2 protein-coding genes and 1 pseudogene are annotated in these 2,856 nt (G+C 58.0%); all 3 read right to left on the bottom strand.

Annotated features, from left to right (window positions below; translation table 11 throughout):
• Window positions 1–329: 329 nt before the first annotated feature.
• Window positions 330–1,061 carry an ABC transporter ATP-binding protein gene (locus ABX749_RS28270; RefSeq protein ID WP_372898978.1) on the bottom strand — a complete coding sequence of 244 codons (732 nt, stop codon included), beginning with the start codon at window positions 1,059–1,061 and terminating at the stop codon, window positions 330–332.
• A complete protein-coding gene (locus ABX749_RS28265; RefSeq protein ID WP_372898977.1) occupies window positions 1,062–2,621 on the bottom strand; it encodes an efflux RND transporter periplasmic adaptor subunit in 1,560 nt (519 codons plus the stop codon).
• Between the two features lie 2 nt (window positions 2,622–2,623).
• Window positions 2,624–2,856: pseudogene (locus ABX749_RS28260) on the bottom strand (hypothetical protein); the annotation flags it as partial.

Raw genomic sequence — 2,856 nt, 5'->3', positions numbered from 1 at the left:
GGAGGTAGGAAGATTTTGGAGGTAGGAAGATTTTGGAGGTAGGAAGATTTTGGAGGTAGGAAGATTTTGGAGGTAGGAAGATTTTGGAGGTAGGAAGATTTTGGAGGTAGGAAGATTTTGGAGGTAGGAAGATTTCCCAAGTCGAATGGATGGTGCATTTCAATATTTTCTTACCTCCAAAATCTTCTTACCTGATTTCCGCAGCGGCCATCAAACGGAGGCCCGAACGCTTGCGCGAATCGGCTGATGTCCGTCGTCGTTGGCAAATTGCGGAACCGGTTCGGCGGAAATGGGGCGACAACGCAATGCGACCGTCCAGGCCCGGCCCACTATCCGAACTGCTTGATCATCTCGTCGCCGTCCGTTTTTCTAGTTGGTGTTGTTCCGTTGTGTTCCAAAAACTTTCCGCGATCGAGCACCAACTGTCTGGATGCGATTGCGGCGACATCACTGTCGTGGGTGACCATCAGCATCGTGATATCGAGTTCTTTGTTCAAGCGTTGCAGCAGCGTTTGCACCTGCTCGCTGGTTTCCGTGTCCAGGCTGCCGGTCGGTTCGTCGGCCACGACGACTTGTGGGTGGGCCACGATCGCACGGGCGATGCCGACGCGTTGCTCTTGCCCGCCGGAGAGTTGGCGTGGGTAATGGTCGGCGCGATCGCTCAGCCCCACCGCCTCCAACGCCAACTCGACACGTTGCCGACGTTCTGTTGAAGTTAATTTCAACAACAGCGTGGGAAGTTCGACGTTTTCATACGCAGTTAGGACGGGAATCAGGTTGTGCGTCTGGAAGATGTAACCGAGGTTTGCCGCCCGCCAGTCGGCCAGTTTGCTTCGCGACAGTTTCGTCACTTCGGTTCCGGCGACGGTGATCGTCCCTGCATCGGGGCGGTCGATGCCGCTGACCAGATTAAGCAATGTGCTCTTGCCCGTGCCGCTCGGACCCATCAACGAGACAAACTCTCCCGCGTCGATGTCCAAATCGATGTGGTCCAGCGGTGTGATTGTTTCATCGCCCTTGCGAAAACTTTTGCACACGCCACGCAGTTCTACCAATGCCATTTATTTGATCCCCATGTTTTGATCGTCGCCTGTCACGCGAACGGAGCTGTCTTGTTTGACTGCGTCCATGCCACTGCTGATCAGCTTGTCGGTCACGTTCAGTCCCGATTTGATTTCGACCAATCCGTCATTGCCCGATCCGCCTCGTTCCACGGTCCGCCGACGCGCGATGTCGTCGGCGTCGACGACCCAGACGAATGTCCCCGAATCGCCCGACTGAACGAGTCGACTGGGGATAAACATGCGTTCGGTATCGGTCGACTCATTGGTTGATTTCGCAACCGCCGGGGCCAGAAATGTCGCCGTGACCAGCATTTCGGGGCTGACCGTCGACGGCGGCTGGATCAATTCCACTTTGACTTCCAATGTGTTTTTTTGAACATTCGCGGAACTGGTCGTTTGCAGCACGCGACCTTGGATGATCTCTGCCGAGGAAGCTGTTTGGATTTGAACGGGTTGCCCGGGCGTCACCAAGGGAAGGTCTTCCAGCCGGACATCGGCGCGCACCTGTAAACGATCGGGGTTGTACATTTCGATCACCGTACTCGAACTGTGGCTGCCGTTGGATGTCAGTCCCATCACACGTGTCCCCGGTGCCGCGATCAGCCGTAGCACCCGACCGTCCATCGGTGCACGAATGGTATTGCGCTGTAGCAACAGTTCGGCCTGTCGCACTTGTAGTTTGGCTTCATCTCGCAACGCCTCGGCCGCTTGAACCTTGGCTTCGGCCTCTTGCAATTGGCGTGTTTCCTCGATCAGCAGTTCGAGCTGCCGCTTGAGCGCGGTCACCTTTTCGTTCAACGCATCGACTTCACGCTGCAAGTGCGGTTGGCGCTGCTGCAATTCTTGCAGCGTTGCCAGCGCGGCAGCGTGATCGCTTTCGGCCCGCGCGATGATGTTTCCTGAGATGGCTCCCTTGGCTGATCGCTTGCCTTCCATGCTGCTGAGGGTGTATTGGACGTTCGCCTGGGCGGCATCGATCAGGAAGGGCAGCTTGGCGAGTTCCGTTTTGGATTTCGCCAACATGCTTTGTGCGTCGGCCAGTTGCACCTGCAAATGCACGGGGTTGTCCAAACGGATTTTGGCGGCGTCGCGCTCGGCGACGGTCCGCTTGAGTTCTCCTTCCCGGATCGCCAAGGAATTTCTGGCCTGCTGAACATTGAGTTCTGCGTCGATCGAAATCAGTTCTGCGATCGCCTCGCCCTTCTGGACGTGCTGCCCCTCCACGACCAACAATTCTTCGATCACGCCCGGCGCCAGCGCGGCCACGCTGATCGCGGTGGGCCGGGGCTCGATCCAGCCGGGCGCTTGAAACAACGTCGTTCCGGCTTGCTGAACCTCCGCTCGCTTGACGACCACCGGCACGACCGTGACCGAGGGCCGTGGCATCAGCCCTCGGCCCGCGGCGGCAGCCAGCAAGGCAAGGAACCCGCACAGGATCCCGATCGGCAACACGTACCGAGTCAACCAACGCTTGCGGCGCGGTTTGGTCGGCGTCGCGTCTTCCCGAGGCGAACGGTCGAGTGCCAGTTGGCTGAGGTCGAGCGGAGTGTTCGCCATGACTACTTGCCCGGTCGGACGAAGACTTGTTTGGCCGCAACGGTCAGATTGCCTTGGTCATCGCGCTGGGCTTTTCCGGTGACGACCACGGTGGACAGTTCTTTGACGCTAAGAAACTCGCGGGCGTCCTGGGCCACCGGATTGCCCGTGTCGTCGACAATCTTGACGGTCGCAATGTTGTCTTTCACCGCATCCGTTTGGCAGCAATAATCCCAGGGCGTCGGGCATCCTTCGT

This window comes from Stieleria sp., assembly GCF_041595215.1.
In the GTDB taxonomy this organism is placed as follows: domain Bacteria; phylum Planctomycetota; class Planctomycetia; order Pirellulales; family Pirellulaceae; genus Stieleria; species Stieleria magnilauensis.
The sequence above is the reverse complement of the archived record's forward strand: the minus strand, read 5'-3'. Positions and strand labels throughout refer to the sequence as shown.